This window comes from Dactylosporangium darangshiense, assembly GCF_039537565.1.
Classification (GTDB): Bacteria; Actinomycetota; Actinomycetes; order Mycobacteriales; family Micromonosporaceae; genus Dactylosporangium; species Dactylosporangium darangshiense.
This window is the reverse complement of sequence record NZ_BAABAT010000003.1, coordinates 283,198-296,746: the sequence shown is the minus strand read 5'-3', so window position 1 is coordinate 296,746 and position 13,549 is coordinate 283,198. Positions and strand designations below refer to the sequence as shown.

The following is a 13,549-nucleotide window of genomic DNA, read 5'->3' as shown; positions in this document are numbered from 1 at the left end:
CGGGGTCACGATGGAAGCAGCAGGTCAGGCGCCGGCCGGTAGCCAGTCGCACGATCCGGACTTCCCCGAACGGTTCCGCGAGTTCATGCGCTCGGGCTGGCGCGACGCCGCCCTCGACGTGGTGCCCCGCGTGGAGGCGCCCGACCACGCCAAGCGCCGCGCGGAGCTGTCCGCCGCGTTCCCCGGTGAGACATTGGTCATCCCGGCCGGCGTGGAGCGGGTCCGCTCCAACGACACCTACCACCGCTTCCGCCCCGGCACCGAGCACGTGTGGCTGACCGGCGAGCACGACCCGGAGGCGGTGCTGGTGCTGCGGCCCAGCGACGGCGGCCACGACGCCACCCTGTTCCTGCGGCCCCGCTCGACCCGCGACACCGACGACTTCTTCACGGACCGTAACCACGGCGAGCTGTGGATCGGCCGCCGGCACACCCTGGCGGAGAAGGCGACCGAGCTGCAGGTGGCCACCGCACACCTCGACGAGCTGGCGGCGGCGCTGGACGACTGCGCGCCGGGGCGCACCCGGGTGCTGCGCGGCTTCGACCCGGCCGTCGACGAGCGGGTGCGCGCCGCCGCGCCGGAGCGCGACGAGGAGCTCGCCCGGGTCCTGTCGGAGTTGCGGCTGGTCAAGGACGCCTGGGAGCTCGAGCAGCTGCAGGACGCGATCGATGCGACCGTGCGCGGCTTCGCCGACGCCGCCCGGGCCCTGCCCGCCGACCGGCCGGTCAGCGAGCGGCTCCTCGAGGGCGTGTTCGGGCTGCGGGCCCGCCACGACGGCAACGACGTCGGCTACGGCTCGATCGTCGGCGCCGGCGCGCACGCGTCGATCCTGCACTGGACGCGCAACGACGGGCAGACCCGCCCCGGCGAGCTGCTGCTCATGGACATGGGCGTGGAGAACCGAAACCTCTACACCGCCGACGTCACCCGCACCGTGCCGGTGTCGGGGACATTCACGCCGCTGCAGCGCGAGGTGTACGACATCGTCTTTCGCTCCCAGCAGGCCGGCATCGACGCCATCCGGCCCGGCGTCGCCTTCGACGACGTGCACCAGGCCTGCATGCGGGTCCTCGCCGAGGGCCTCGCCGGCCTCGGCGTGCTGCGGGTGAGCGTGGACGAGGCGATGGACAAGGACAGCATCCTGTACCGCCGCTGGACCCTGCACGGCTTCGGCCACATGCTCGGCCTCGACGTGCACGACTGCGCCCACGCGCGCAAGGAGCGCTACCGGGAGGGCCACCTCGACGCCGGCTACGTGCTGACCGTCGAGCCGGGGCTGTACTTCCAGGCGGAGGACGAGCTCGTCCCGGACGAGCTGCACGGCCTGGCGGTGCGCATCGAGGACGACGTGCTGGTCACCCCGACCGGCGCCCGCAACCTCTCCGACGCCCTGCCGCGCTCCGCCGCCGACGTCGAGTCGTGGCTGGCCGCCCGGCGCGCCGAGCCGTACCGCCTGCCGTGACTGTCGGATCGGCGACTCGTTTTCCAACTGGGCAACCCGCAGCGGTCACCATGCGGCCATGAACGGACTGATCGTCCTCGGCATTGTCGTCCTGCTCGTCGTCGTGCTGCTGTGGTGGGCCGTCGCGTCCTACAACGCGCTGGTGAAGGCCCGCACGCAGGTCGACGCCTCGTGGGCCCAGATCGACGTGCAGCTCAAGCGCCGCCACTCGCTGATCCCCAACCTGGTGGAGACCGTCAAGGGCTACGCCGCGCACGAGCGCGGCACGCTCGAGGCGGTCGTCGCCGCCCGCAACGCCGCGGCGGGCTCGGCCGGCGGCGGCCCCGCGCAGCAGGGGCAGGCCGAGGGCTTCCTCACCCAGGCCCTGGGCCGGCTCTTCGCGCTTGCCGAGGCCTACCCGAACCTCAAGGCGGACCAGAACTTCCGGCACCTGCAGGAGGAGCTGGCCGGCACCGAGGAGAAGATCGCCTACGCGCGGCAGTTCTACAACAGCGCCGTGCAGACCTACAACCAGCGCACGCAGACGCTGCCGTCGAACATCATCGCCGGCGTCGGCGGCTTCCGGGCGCGACCCTACTTCGAGGCCGCCGCGGGCGAGCGCGCCGACGTCAACGTGCGTTTCTGATGCGTATCGACCCGGCGCTCGTCGTCGAGGCAGGCGTCGCCGCCGCCGGCCTCGGAGTGTGGCTGCTGGCCTACTGGGGCGCGCTCGTGCACACCCGGTCGCGGCCGATCGCCGCGCCGTCGGCGCCGACGCAGGAGTTCGGCGGCCCCGAGTCGCCGGCCGTCGTCAGCCTGATCACCGGCCGGTGGGAGCTGACCGAGGACGCCGCCGAGTCGACGCTCATCGACCTGGCGGCCCGGCGCATCCTCGAGTTCCGCCAGCCGGGCAACGACCCGCTGCAGACCACGGTGCACGTCCGGCAGGAGCAGCCGTCGGGGCTCAACGCGTACGAGAGCATGATCTTCGAGCGGGTCAAGACGCTGGCGGTGGGCGGCGTAGTGCCGCTGACCGCGCTGACGTTCCGCGACGCGGAGCAGGCGAAGGGCTGGAACCGGCGCCTGAACGCCGCCATCGTCGCCGACGCCCGCTCGCGTGGCCTGTCGCTGCGCCGCTTCTCGCCCACCATCGTCGCCGCGCTCACCATCGTCGCCGCGGTGCCGTCGCTCGCCTTGGGCCTGGCGATCGGCCTGCAGGCGGCCCGGGAGGTGCGCGGCGGCGATCCCGACAGCACCGACGGCTACGGCGCCGCCGTGGTCGCGGCCATCATCATGTGGGCGGCGCTGGGCGTCTTCGCCGGCAAGTCCCGCGGCGAGCGCGACACGCCGCAGGGGCGCGCCGCCGCCGCGCGCTGGCTGGGCCTCAAGTCGTATCTGCGTGCGCACGAGAGCTTCGCCGACCTGCCGCCGGCGGCGGTCGCCGTCTGGGACCGCTACCTGTCCTACGGCGACGCGGTCGGGGCCACCCGCGTGTGCAGCGCGGTCATCGACCTCGGGATGGGCAACCGCCGGCGGGTGTGGTCGTCCTTCGGCGGCACCTGGCACCGCGTGCGGGTCAGCTACCCGAGCTTCTTCCCGCGCTACGGCCAGAAGGCGGTGCGGCTGGTCGTCAAGGGCCTGGCCGGGCTCGCCGTCACCGCGCTGCTGGTGCGCGGCAGCGACCTGGCGGCGAGCCTGGACGTGACCGCGCAGCTGCGCATCGTGGTCCTGCTGCCGCTGCTCTACGGCGGGTACACCCTGATCGGCACCCTCGTCGACGTGCTCACCCCGGTGACGGTCACCGGCGAGGTGCTCTGGGTGGAGACGTGGAAGTCCCGCAGCCAGGGTGAGGACTCGCCGTCCATCCCGGTGCTGCACTACCTCGCCGTCGACGACGGCGCCCGGGACCGCACCACGGCGTGGGGCTGCCCGAGCGACCTCGTCGCCCGCGCCTCGCCCGGCGACGTGGTGACGCTGACCGCGCGGCGCTGGACGCGCAGGGTGCTGACGCTGCGGGTCGAGTCCAGCGCGCGGTCGCGCTCGCAGACCTACGGCGAGGAGAACACCGACCAGCTCATCCAGCATGCGATGAGCGCCGGCGCGCCGGCCCTCGCCACGGCGGTGCGCCCGTCGCGGGTCCGCCCGGCCGACCTCGTCACCGCCGAGGAGGCCGGCCGGGTGCTCGGCAGCCCGGCGAGCCTCGCCGGCGGCGCCGGGCGGGTTGCGATCGGCCCGATGAGCATGGCGGAGTTCCGGGCGGCGGACGGCTCCACGCTCGTCGTCACCGTGGCCTCCGGCGTCACGGCCGAGCTCGCGATCCGCACGCACCGCGGCGGCCGGCCGGTGCCCGGCGTCGGCGACGAGGCGTTCGCGTCCGGCCAGTGGGCGGTGGCCCGCCGCGGCTCGACCGTGGTCAGCCTGGCGCAGCGCAGCTCCGCCCCGGTGCACCAGCCCTACCTGGTGTGGCTGCTCGGGTTGGCCGTCAACCGACTCACTTGAGCGGCCCGGTCGTTGGGTAAGAGGATGCCGTAGGAAGATCCTCGACCCTTCGCAAGGAGACTGCGCATGACCGACCGTCCGCGCCCGCCGTCGCCGTACGACTTCCTGCCCGCGGTGCCGGCGTTCAGTGTGACCAGTGAGGACCTGACCGACGGCGGCACGCTGCCGGACGCGCAGGTCTACGAGCGCGGCAACACCTCGCCGCACCTGGCCTGGTCCGGGTTCCCGGCGGGCACCAAGAGCTTCGCGGTGACCTGCTACGACCCGGACGCCCCGACCGGCGGCGGCTTCTGGCACTGGATCGTCTACGACCTGCCGGCCGGGGTCACGCAGCTGCCGACGGGCGCCGGCACCGGCGACAAGGACGGGATGCCCGACGAGGCAATCCACGCCCGCAACGACTACGGCTCCCGCGACTTCGGCGGGGCCGCCCCGCCGCCGTCGGACGCGCCGCACCGCTACTTCTTCGTGGTGCACGCCCTGGACGTCGACTCCCTGGGCGCCGGCGCCGACTCCTCGGCCAACGTGATCGGCTTCAACATCACCGCACACACCCTGGCGCGCGCGATCCTCGTGTCGTCGTTCGGGTTCTGACCATCTGTTTTGTGCACCCGGCGGCCGCCGCATATCGGCGGCGGCCGCCGCGGGTCCCGCTCAGATCCAGAAGGTGTCGTGCTCCAGCATGAAGGCGGCGCGTTCGTCGTCGGTGAGCGACGACAGGTGCGGCAGGCCCTCGAAGTACGCCTCCCGCGGCGCGCCCGGCGCGAAGTGCAGCAGCATCTCGGCCGGTTCGCCGGACTCGTTGCGGAAGGCGTGCACGCCGCCCTCGGGGACGTGGACGAAGTCGCCGGGCTCGGTGTCGATCCAGCGGCGGCCGTCGTAGATGCGCACCGAGCCGCTCAGGATGTAGAACGACTCGGAGATCGAGCGGTGGAAGTGCGGGTCCGGGCCGCTCGGCTTCGGGCCCATCACCCAGCGGTACAGCCCGAACTGCCCGTTGGTCGACGCGCCCGTCGCGAGGTAGTGCACCGTGTTGCCGCTGGCATACGTGAGCTCCGGTTCGGTGTCGGCGGGGCGGTAGGTCGCGCTGAGCTCCCCGCCCTCGCCGTGGTACGTGGGAGGTGGATACGACATAGCCTCATTTTAGAGATTTGCGCACGATTTCCGCCGCCCCGACGACATTGGCCAGCGACGCCCGCACCTCGTCGTACGTGCGCGTCTTGAGGCCGCAGTCCGGGTTCACCCACAGTCGTGACGCCGGCACCGCCGCCAGGGCGCGGCGCAACCGTGCCACCACCTCGTCCCGGCCGGGAATCCGCGGGGAGTGGATGTCGTACACTCCGGGGCCGATCCCTCGGGAGAACTCCTGCACCGCAAAGCCGGAGCGGGCCGCCTCGATGCTCGTCACGTCCGCGTCGAGGGCGTCGATCGCCTCGAGCACCTCGCCTGCGTCGCTGTAGCACAGGTGGGTGTGGATCTGCGTCGCGTCCGCCGCCCCGGAGGTGGCCCGGCGGTAGGCGGCGACGGCCCAGGCCAGGTACCCGGCGCGCTCCTCCCGGCGCAGCGGCAGCAGCTCCCGCAGCGCCGGCTCGTCGACCTGGATGACGCGCACCCCGGCCGCCTCCAGGTCGGCCACCTCCGCCCGGACGGCGTCGGCGACCTGCATCGTCACGTCGCGCAGCGCGATGTCGTCGCGCACGAACGACCACGCGACGATCGTCACCGGGCCGGTCAGCATGCCCTTGACCGGGCGCGCGGTCAGCGACTGGGCGTAGGTCGCCCAGCGCACCGTGATCGGCCCGGGCCGGGAGACGTCGCCGTGCAGGATCGGCGGGCGGGTGCAGCGCGAGCCGTACGACTGCACCCATCCGTTGCGGGTGACCGCGAAGCCGTCGAGGTGCTCGGCGAAGTACTGCACCATGTCGTTGCGCTCCGGCTCGCCGTGCACGAGCACGTCCAGGCCCAGCGCCTCCTGCTCGCGGATCACCCGCGCGATCTCGGCCTCGATCCGGGCCTCGTACTCGGCGACCGGCAACCGCCCGGCCGCGACCGCCGAGCGGGCCGCGCGCAGCTCCCCGGTCTGCGGGAACGAGCCGATCGTCGTCGTCGGCAGCGCCGGCAGCCCCAGGTCGCGCTGCGCCGCGGCCCGCGCCTCGTAGGGGCCGCGCGACTCGGCCCGCACCTCGCCGGCCGGGCGCGGCGGGACCGGCACCGGCCCGGCCTTCGGCCCGAGCGCGGCGAGCGCGACGACCTCGGCGACCTTCTCCTCCGCGAACGCCAGCCCCGACGGCAGGCCCGACTCGCCGCGCAGCGTGTACGGCACGTGCAGCAGCGAGCAGCTCGTCGACACCGACGTGGCACCGGCGGCGGCCAGGCGCGCCCGCGCCGCGTCCGGGTCGGTGCGCCACACCTCGCGCCCCGACACCACCCCGCCGACGACGCTTCGGCCCTCGAAGAGCTCCAGATTCCGCGGTACCCCATGGGTCAGGTCGACCGCGACCCCGTCCACGGGCGCCACGGCGAGCGCCGGCAGCGCGTCACCGGCGTCGCCGAAGTAGGACGCGACGAGCAGCCGGGGCCGCGTCGGCAGCCCGGCGAGGCGGCGGTAGGCGTGGCGCACCGCGGGGGAGCCGCCGTCGACGACGAGGATCGGCTCGTCCAGCTGCACCCACGCCGCCTCGCCGGCGAGGGCCGCCAGCAGCTCGCCGTACGCGTCGAGCACGTCGTCGAGGCGGTCCAGCGGGTCGAAGCCGCCCGGCGCGCCGGGTGCGGCCTGCGCGAGGCGCAGGAACGTCACCGGCCCGAGCAGCACCGGCCGGGTCTCGTAGCCGAGGGCCCGGGCCTCGGCCAGCTCGCCGAGCACCTTGTCCGCCACCGCGCGGAACGCCGTGCGCGGCGCGATCTCGGGGACGATGTAGTGGTAGTTGGTATCGAACCACTTCGTCATCCGCAGCGGCGGCAGGCCGTCGGCGCCGCGGGCCATCGCGAAGTACGGGTCGGCGGCGCCGCGGTAGCGCTCCGGGACCGCGTCGAGCATGACGGCGGCGTCGAGCACGTGGTCGTACAGCGAGAAGGTGTTCGACGGCAGCGCACCCGGCTCGCGCAGGCCCAGCTCGTGCAGGCGCCGCCAGGACTCGGCCCGCAGCCGGCGGCCGGTCGCCTCGAGCTCGGCCCGCCCGGTCCGCCCGGCCCAGTGCTCCTCGAGGGCGCGCTTGAGCTCGCGGTCCGGCCCGATGCGGGGATAACCGAGAATGGTCGCGGAGGGAAACTCAGTGGTCACGAGCGGATCGTGGCCGCAACCGGGCCGTTTTTCGCGATCGATAAGCGCGGCGAATGGCCGATACTGGTCGCCATGGCGGCCCTGCGGGACATCGAGTGCTTCGCGCTGGTGGCGCGGCACCGGTCGTTCTCCCGCGCGGCCGCGGCCCTGGGGCTGTCCCAGCCGGCGGTGAGCCAGGCGATCGCCCGCCTCGAGCGCGAGCTGGGCCTGCGCCTGTTCGAGCGGACCAGCCGCGAGGTCACACCGACCACCGGGGGCGCCGCGCTGCTGCCGCACGCCGAGGCCGTCCTGGCGCAGGCGGCGGCGTTCGCGGCGGAGGCGGCCCGGCTGGCGGTGCCCGCGCCGCAGGCGATTCGCCTCGCTTATGCGCCCGTCGCCGGCGGTTTCGCGGCCCGGGTCGCCCGCCGCCTCGCGGGGCGCAAGCCGGGCCTGGACCTGGAGCTCGTCCCGGCCGGCTGGCGGGCCGCGACCGACGAGCTGACCCGCGGCCGGGCCGCCGCCGCGCTCATGAGCGCGCCGTTCCCGCCCGGGTTCGCCAGCGCCGCCCGCTTCCACGTGCCGCTGACCCACCTGGCGCTGCCGGCCGCCGACCCGCTGTCGACGGCGTCGGCGCTCAGCCTCGACCGGGCCGGCCGGCTGCTGCTGCCCCGCGGCGTCGCCGTGCCCGACGGCGCCCGTCTCGCGCCGGAGGCCGTCGACGACCCGGCCGCCGCCCTGGACCTCGTCGCCGCCGGCCGGGGCGCGCTGCCGGTGCCCCAGCTGCTGGTGGACACCGTGCGCCGGCCGGACGTCCGCTTCGTCCCCATGACCGGCCCGCCCCCGCGCCTGACCTTCGCGTTGGTGTGGTCGGCGGCGACGGCGGGTGAGGACGTGATGGACCTGGTGCAGGCGGCACAAGAGGCCTTAAGGCGATAGGCACCCGATCGGGTAAACTCGGGGCCTCATGGTTACCGTCGACCGGCCGCCCCGCATCGTCCGGACCTATCACCCGCGCCGCGGGCGACTCAGCGGACGGCACTTCGACGCCCTGGACCGCCTCGCCGCGCGGTACTCCTTCGCGCCCGGCGACCCGGTCGACGTGCTCGAGATCGGCTCCGGCATGGGCGAGGCCACCGCGCAGATGGCCGCCGCCGACCCCGGCCGCCGCTACCTGGCCGTCGAGGTGCACACCCCCGGCGTGGCCAACCTGCTGCACCTCATCGACGAGGCCGGCCTCACGAACCTGCGCATCGCCGCCGTCGACGCGATCGAGCTGCTGCGCGCCGACATCCCGGCCGCCTCCCTGGAGGCGGTGCACGTGTTCTTCCCCGACCCGTGGCCCAAGGCGCGCCACCACAAGCGGCGCCTCATCGTCCCGGAGCGGGTCGCGCTGCTGCGCGAGCGGCTGCGCCCCGGCGGGCTGCTGCACTGCGCCACCGACGACGCCGGCTACGCGCAGGCGATGCTGGAGACCCTCGACGCCGACCCCGGCCTCGTCAACCGGCACGACGGCTTCGCGCCCCGCCCGGCGCACCGGCCGTTGACCAAGTTCGAGCTGCGCGCGGTGCGCGACGGGCGGCCGGCCTTCGATTTGATGTACGAGCGGAGCGGTCCGGAGCGAAGCGGAGGGGCCGCGACCCAGGGACGCAGCTCTAGCCGACCCCGGAGCGAAGCGGAGGGGTCGGCTTGAAGAATCTGGCGAACCGCGTTCCGCGTGGTGGGGACCCCGACGCGGTCTTCGAGGCCTTCTCCGAGTGGGCGGGGGAGCAGGGGCTGACCCTGTACCCGCACCAGGAGGAGTCGCTCATCGAGATCGTCTCCGGGGCGAACCTCATCCTCAACACCCCGACCGGCTCCGGCAAGAGCCTCGTCGCCGCCGGCGCGCACTTCGCCGCGCTCGCCACCGACCGCACCACGTTCTACACGGCGCCGATCAAGGCCCTGGTGTCGGAGAAGTTCTTCGCCCTGGTCGACATGTTCGGCCCCGAGAACGTCGGCATGCTCACCGGCGACGCGAGCGTCAACGCCGACGCGCCCATCATCTGCTGCACCGCGGAGATCCTGGCCAACATCGCCCTGCGCGACGGCGAGCGCGCCGACGTCGGCATCGTCGTCATGGACGAGTTCCACTTCTACGCCGACCCCGACCGCGGCTGGGCGTGGCAGGTGCCGCTGATCGAGCTGCCGCAGGCCCAGTTCGTGCTCATGTCGGCCACGCTCGGCGACGTCACGCGCTTCGAGGACGACCTGACCCGGCGCACCGGCCGGCCCACGGCCGTGGTGAAGAACGCCGAGCGGCCGGTCCCGCTGATGTTCACCTACTCGATGGACCCGCTGCACGAGACGATCGAGGAGCTGCTGAGCACCCGGCAGGCCCCCGTCTACATCGTGCACTTCACGCAGGCCGCCGCGCTGGAGCGGGCGCAGGCGCTGATGAGCGTCAACGTGTCCACCCGCGCCGAGAAGGACATGATCGCCGAGACGATCGGCAACTTCCGCTTCACCGCCGGCTTCGGCAAGACCCTGTCCCGCCTCGTGCGACACGGCATCGGGGTGCATCACGCCGGGATGCTGCCGAAGTACCGCCGCCTCGTGGAGACCCTCGCCCAGGCCGGCCTGCTGAAGGTCATCTGCGGCACCGACACCCTCGGCGTCGGCATCAACGTGCCGATCCGCACCGTGCTGTTCACGGCGCTGTCGAAGTACGACGGGCAGAAGACCCGCCTGCTGTACGCCCGCGAGTTCCACCAGATCGCCGGCCGCGCGGGCCGCGCCGGCTTCGACACCGTCGGCACCGTCGTCGTGCAGGCGCCCGAGCACGTCATCGACAACGAGCGCGCCCTGGCCAAGGCCGGCGACGACCCGAAGAAGCGCCGCAAGGTCGTGCGCAAGAAGCCGCCGGAGGGCTCGATCGGCTGGGGCCGCCCCACCTTCGACCGCCTGGTCGAGGCCGAGCCGGAGCCGCTCAAGTCCAGCTTCCAGGTGTCGCACGCGATGCTGCTCAACGTGATCAGCCGCCCCGGCGACGCGTTCGCCGCGATGCGCCACCTGCTGACCGCCAACCACGAGGACGCGCACGCCCAGCGCCGCCTCATCCGCCGCGCCATCGCCATCTACCGCGCCCTGCTCGCCGGCGGCGTCGTGGAGCAGCTGCCCGAGCCCGACGAGGAGGGCCGCCGCGTGCGGCTCACCGTCGACCTGCAGATGGACTTCGCCCTCAACCAGCCGCTGTCGCCGTTCGCCCTGGCCGCGATCGAGCTGCTGGACCGCGAGGCGCCCGCCTACGCCCTGGACGTCCTGTCCGTCATCGAGTCCACATTGGACGACCCGCGCCAGGTCCTGTCGGCCCAGCAGTTCAAGGCCCGCGGCGAGGCGGTCGCGGCGATGAAGTCCGAGGGCATCGAGTACGAGCAGCGCATCGAGCTCCTCGAGGACGTCACCCACCCGAAGCCCCTGCTCGACCTGCTCGACAACGCCTACAACCTCTACAAGCAGGGCCACCCCTGGGTCGCCGACTACGCCCTGTCCCCGAAGTCCGTCGTGCGCGACATGTACGAGCGCGCGATGACGTTCGTCGAGTACGTGGGCTTCTACCAGCTGTCGCGCTCGGAGGGCCTGGTCCTGCGGTACCTCGCCGACGCCTACAAGGCCGTGCGCCAGACGGTACCCGAGGACGCCCGCACCGAGGAGCTGACGGACCTCATCGAGTGGCTCGGCGAGCTGGTGCGCCAGGTCGACTCGAGCCTCATCGACGAGTGGGAGCGCCTGCGCAACCCGGGCGAAGAGCCGGTCACGGTCCGCGACGACCGCCCGCCGGCCGTCACCCGCAACGTGCGCGCCTTCCGCGTCCTGGTCCGCAACGCCCTCTTCCGCCGCGTGGAGCTCGCCGCCCTGCGCCGCTTCGACGAGCTCGGCGAACTGGACGGCGAGCACGGCTACACCGCGGACGCCTGGCAGGACGCGATCGAGGAGTACTTCGAGGAGTACGACTCGCTCGGCGTCGGCCCCGACGCCCGCGGCCCGGCGCTGCTCGTCATCGACCAGAAGCCGGACCGCTGGCACGTCCGCCAGATCTTCGACGACCCTGCGGGCGACCGCGACTGGGCCATCGTCGCCGAGATCGACCTGGCCGAATCGGACGCACAGGGCGCCGCGGCGGTCAGCATCGTCTCGGTCGGCCCCATGAGCGACACCGGGTGACGGTCGCTCACGCTGCGGAGTCGGTCGGGGCGGGGATTTTTTCGGGTGTTGTACCGTAGGTGAGACCGGTGACGCCGCCGCCCGGCTGCTCGAGTGCTACGACTCGCAGCGCCCGGGTCACGGCTTCGGCCATGTCGCGGCGGGCGACTCGCAGGTACTTGCGCGGGTCGACGAGCGCGGCATCGGCGGACACGGTCGCGCGAATCGCCTCGGTGAACGCCACGTTGAGAGCAGTCCCAATATTGATCTTGACCACCCCGTTCCGGACCGCCGCCCGCAGCTCGTCATCGGGCACCCCCGACGACCCGTGCAGCACCAGCGGCACCGCGACGGCGTCGCGCAGGTCCCTGATCAGGACCTGGTCCAGCCGGGCCACCCGCTCGGTCATGGCATGCGACGACCCCACGGCCACCGCGAGGGCATCGACCCCGGTCGCGGCAACGTACGCCGCCGCCTCCCCGGGATCGGTCCGCACCCCCGGCGCGTGGGCCCCGTCCTTCCCCCCCACCTCCCCGAGCTCGCTCTCCACCCACAGCCCGCACGCATGCCCGCGCGCCGCCGCCGCCGCGGTCGCGGCGACGTTGTCGGCGAAGCCCAGCCGCGACGCGTCGTACATCGCGGAGCCGAACCCGTTGCCCGCCGCCTGGTCGAACAACTCGTCACTCTCGACATGATCGAGGTGCAGCCCCACCGGCACCCCCGCGAGCTGCGCGACCGAGCGCGCCGCGGCCGCGATCGGCCCCAGCCGGCCGTGGTGGAAGCGGACCGCGTTTTCGCTGATCTGCAGGACGACCGCGCACCCGGCCGCCTCGGCGCCGGTCACGATCGCCTCCGCGTGCTCGACGGTGATCACGTTGAACGCGCCCACCCCGACGCCGCGGCGCCGGGCGTCGGCGACGATCTCACCCGTTGGCGTCAGCATCGTCGTACTCCTCCACGTTGATCAAGGGGCGAATCCGGCGGTACTCGGCGTCGTCGACCGCTCCGGCGACCGGCGCGGCGACCGCGGCGGCGGAGAGGGCAACCGCGTCGGCGAGCAGTTCGGGCCATGGGGTGCGGTCGCGCAGGCCGCGGGCCAGGGCGGCGACGCACGCGTCGCCGGCGCCCGTGGGGTTGCCGGGCAGCGCCGCCGGTGGAGCCGCCTGCCAGCAGCCGTCGGGCGTCACCGCGAGCAGGCCTTGGGCGCCGCGCGACGCTACGACCGAGGCGGCTGGGAGCGACCTCAGCGCATCGAGCAGGCGGCGCGACCTGGCCGGACGCGGCTTCAGCGCATCCAGCGGGCCGCCGGGACGCGGCTTCATTGCATGCAGCGGGCCGTGCGGGCCGGGCGCCGGGTCGTCCGTGTCGGCCACGAGGGACCCCAGCGCATGCGGCGGGCCGTGCCGGCCCGGAGCCGCGTCGTCCGTGCCGGCCACGAGGGAGCCCAGCGGGCCACGAGGCCCGCGCGACTCGGCGGCCACGTCGGTTGAGCGCGATTTATGCGCATTTATCGCGAAATTCCCGGTTTCATCGCTTTCGCGTGGCTCCGCGCGCCCATCGCGCTCACGAGCCCAGGCGAAATCGGTGAGCTCGGCCAGCTCGGCGGCGTTGGGCTTGATCAGGTCCGGGCCGGCCGCCAGGCCGAGCCGGAGCGCCTCGCCGCTCGCGTCGAGCACGCAGGGCACGCCGCGCGCGCGGGCCGAGCGGATCAGCGCCGCGTACGCGTCCGCGGGGACGCCCCGCGGCAGCGAACCGGACAGCGTCACGACCGAGACCTGCGAGAGCAGCGAGCCGTAGCAGGCCAGGAACGCCGACCACTCCGCCGCCGTGACGAAAGGGCCCGGCTCCCACAGGCCGGTCGCGTCGCCGCCGTGCGCGATGGTGACCGTGCGGCGGGTCTCGCCGGCGATCGGCACGAACGCCGAGGGCAGCCCGGCCGCGTCGACGAGCGCCCGCACCGCCGCGCCGACCGAACCGCCGAGCAGGCCGGTGGCGAGGACCGGCTCGCCCTGCGCGTGCAGGACGGAGGCCACGTTCAGGCCCTTGCCGCCGGGCCGCTCGTGCACCGCCCGCACGCGATGGGTCGCGTGCGGGCGGAGTTCGTCGACGGCGTAGGTCAGGTCGAGGGCCGGGTTCAGCGTGACGGTGAGGATCACCCGGCACCTCCGGTG

The 13,549-nt window shown here is 73.8% G+C and carries 10 protein-coding genes and 1 pseudogene; 7 read left to right on the top strand and 4 right to left on the bottom strand.

The features are described from left to right. The first annotated feature begins 10 nt into the window (after positions 1 to 10). From ABD901_RS08085 to ABD901_RS08070, 4 genes are all read left to right on the top strand, one after another. Positions 11 to 1,462, top strand: coding sequence for an aminopeptidase P family protein (locus ABD901_RS08085; protein WP_345122890.1), 1,452 nt, complete (start codon positions 11 to 13; stop codon positions 1,460 to 1,462). Between the two features lie 58 nt (positions 1,463 to 1,520). Then, the gene (locus tag ABD901_RS08080; RefSeq protein ID WP_345122889.1) at positions 1,521 to 2,087 is read left to right on the top strand and encodes a LemA family protein; all 567 of its coding nucleotides are present in this window, start codon (positions 1,521 to 1,523) and stop codon (positions 2,085 to 2,087) included. Next, positions 2,087 to 3,940: a DUF2207 family protein gene (locus tag ABD901_RS08075; protein ID WP_345122887.1), complete on the top strand. Its 1,854-nt coding sequence runs from the start codon at positions 2,087 to 2,089 to the stop codon at positions 3,938 to 3,940. The genes ABD901_RS08080 and ABD901_RS08075 overlap by 1 nt, the downstream gene beginning before the upstream one ends. Before the next feature lie 66 nt (positions 3,941 to 4,006). Further along, complete coding sequence (locus ABD901_RS08070; protein ID WP_345122885.1) at positions 4,007 to 4,534, top strand: YbhB/YbcL family Raf kinase inhibitor-like protein; 528 nt, start codon at positions 4,007 to 4,009, stop codon at positions 4,532 to 4,534. 60 nt (positions 4,535 to 4,594) lie between these two features. Here the strand turns inward: ABD901_RS08070 and ABD901_RS08065 are convergent, their stop codons facing one another. Both ABD901_RS08065 and metE read right to left on the bottom strand, forming a co-directional pair. Next, positions 4,595 to 5,074 carry a cupin domain-containing protein gene (locus ABD901_RS08065; RefSeq protein WP_345122882.1) on the bottom strand — a complete coding sequence of 160 codons (480 nt, stop codon included), beginning with the start codon at positions 5,072 to 5,074 and terminating at the stop codon, positions 4,595 to 4,597. 4 nt (positions 5,075 to 5,078) lie between these two features. Next, entirely contained in the window at positions 5,079 to 7,220 is a 2,142-nt protein-coding gene (gene metE, locus ABD901_RS08060) for a 5-methyltetrahydropteroyltriglutamate--homocysteine S-methyltransferase (RefSeq protein ID WP_345122880.1), read from the bottom strand. A 72-nt stretch (positions 7,221 to 7,292) separates the two neighbouring features. Here metE and ABD901_RS08055 point away from each other — a divergent pair, with 72 nt between their 5' ends. The 3 genes and pseudogenes from ABD901_RS08055 (at position 7,293) to ABD901_RS08045 (ending at position 11,399) form a co-directional block, all read left to right on the top strand. Next, complete coding sequence (locus tag ABD901_RS08055; protein WP_345122878.1) at positions 7,293 to 8,135, top strand: LysR family transcriptional regulator; 843 nt, start codon at positions 7,293 to 7,295, stop codon at positions 8,133 to 8,135. Between the two features lie 28 nt (positions 8,136 to 8,163). Beyond that, positions 8,164 to 8,805, top strand: a pseudogene (gene trmB / locus ABD901_RS08050) (tRNA (guanosine(46)-N7)-methyltransferase TrmB); the annotation flags it as partial. Between the two features lie 89 nt (positions 8,806 to 8,894). Next, a complete protein-coding gene (locus tag ABD901_RS08045) occupies positions 8,895 to 11,399 on the top strand; it encodes a DEAD/DEAH box helicase (protein ID WP_345123572.1) in 2,505 nt (834 codons plus the stop codon). A 7-nt stretch (positions 11,400 to 11,406) separates the two neighbouring features. On the opposite strand, the gene ABD901_RS08040 is transcribed toward ABD901_RS08045, so the two are convergent. Next, positions 11,407 to 12,321, bottom strand: a complete 915-nt coding sequence (locus ABD901_RS08040) for a class II fructose-bisphosphate aldolase (protein ID WP_345122876.1) — start codon at positions 12,319 to 12,321, stop codon at positions 11,407 to 11,409. Then, on the bottom strand, positions 12,302 to 13,534 hold the full coding sequence (locus tag ABD901_RS08035; RefSeq protein WP_345122874.1) for a 1-phosphofructokinase family hexose kinase: 1,233 nt from the start codon (positions 13,532 to 13,534) through the stop codon (positions 12,302 to 12,304). Before ABD901_RS08035 ends, ABD901_RS08040 begins: the two co-directional genes overlap by 20 nt. Positions 13,535 to 13,549: the final 15 nt, after the last annotated feature.